The 1,734-nt window shown below is 52.6% G+C and carries 1 rRNA gene; it reads right to left on the bottom strand.

Going from position 1 to position 1,734, the window contains the following annotated elements:
* Positions 1-46 precede the first annotated feature (46 nt).
* Positions 47-1,588, bottom strand: a 16S ribosomal RNA gene (locus tag ABZJ92_RS20615).
* Between the last annotated feature and the right edge of the window lie 146 nt (positions 1,589-1,734).

The following is a 1,734-nucleotide window of genomic DNA, read 5'->3' as shown; positions in this document are numbered from 1 at the left end:
CTATCAGACAATCTGTGTGAGCACTACAAAGAACGCTTCTTTAAGGTAAGGAGGTGATCCAACCGCAGGTTCCCCTACGGTTACCTTGTTACGACTTCACCCCAGTCATGAATCACAAAGTGGTAAGCGCCCTCCCGAAGGTTAAGCTACCTACTTCTTTTGCAACCCACTCCCATGGTGTGACGGGCGGTGTGTACAAGGCCCGGGAACGTATTCACCGTGGCATTCTGATCCACGATTACTAGCGATTCCGACTTCATGGAGTCGAGTTGCAGACTCCAATCCGGACTACGACGCACTTTATGAGGTCCGCTTGCTCTCGCGAGGTCGCTTCTCTTTGTATGCGCCATTGTAGCACGTGTGTAGCCCTGGTCGTAAGGGCCATGATGACTTGACGTCATCCCCACCTTCCTCCAGTTTATCACTGGCAGTCTCCTTTGAGTTCCCGGCCGGACCGCTGGCAACAAAGGATAAGGGTTGCGCTCGTTGCGGGACTTAACCCAACATTTCACAACACGAGCTGACGACAGCCATGCAGCACCTGTCTCACGGTTCCCGAAGGCACATTCTCATCTCTGAAAACTTCCGTGGATGTCAAGACCAGGTAAGGTTCTTCGCGTTGCATCGAATTAAACCACATGCTCCACCGCTTGTGCGGGCCCCCGTCAATTCATTTGAGTTTTAACCTTGCGGCCGTACTCCCCAGGCGGTCGACTTAACGCGTTAGCTCCGGAAGCCACACCTCAAGGGCACAACCTCCAAGTCGACATCGTTTACGGCGTGGACTACCAGGGTATCTAATCCTGTTTGCTCCCCACGCTTTCGCACCTGAGCGTCAGTCTTCGTCCAGGGGGCCGCCTTCGCCACCGGTATTCCTCCAGATCTCTACGCATTTCACCGCTACACCTGGAATTCTACCCCCCTCTACGAGACTCAAGCTTGCCAGTATCAGATGCAGTTCCCAGGTTGAGCCCGGGGATTTCACATCTGACTTAACAAACCGCCTGCGTGCGCTTTACGCCCAGTAATTCCGATTAACGCTTGCACCCTCCGTATTACCGCGGCTGCTGGCACGGAGTTAGCCGGTGCTTCTTCTGCGGGTAACGTCAATGAGCAAAGGTATTAACTTTACTCCCTTCCTCCCCGCTGAAAGTACTTTACAACCCGAAGGCCTTCTTCATACACGCGGCATGGCTGCATCAGGCTTGCGCCCATTGTGCAATATTCCCCACTGCTGCCTCCCGTAGGAGTCTGGACCGTGTCTCAGTTCCAGTGTGGCTGGTCATCCTCTCAGACCAGCTAGGGATCGTCGCCTAGGTGAGCCGTTACCCCACCTACTAGCTAATCCCATCTGGGCACATCCGATGGCAAGAGGCCCGAAGGTCCCCCTCTTTGGTCTTGCGACGTTATGCGGTATTAGCTACCGTTTCCAGTAGTTATCCCCCTCCATCAGGCAGTTTCCCAGACATTACTCACCCGTCCGCCACTCGTCAGCGAAACAGCAAGCTGCTTCCTGTTACCGTTCGACTTGCATGTGTTAGGCCTGCCGCCAGCGTTCAATCTGAGCCATGATCAAACTCTTCAATTTAAAAGTTTGATGCTCAAAGAATTAAACTTCGTAATGAATTACGTGTTCACTCTTGAGACTTGGTATTCATTTTTCGTCTTGCGACGTTAAGAATCCGTATCTTCGAGTGCCCACACAGATTGTCTGATAAATTGTTAAAGAGCAGT

Origin of the sequence: Shigella sp. FJ200513, from assembly GCF_040495915.1 — a bacterium.
GTDB lineage: Bacteria > Pseudomonadota > Gammaproteobacteria > Enterobacterales > Enterobacteriaceae > ECMA0423.
This window is presented reverse-complemented; position numbering and strand designations above follow the sequence as displayed.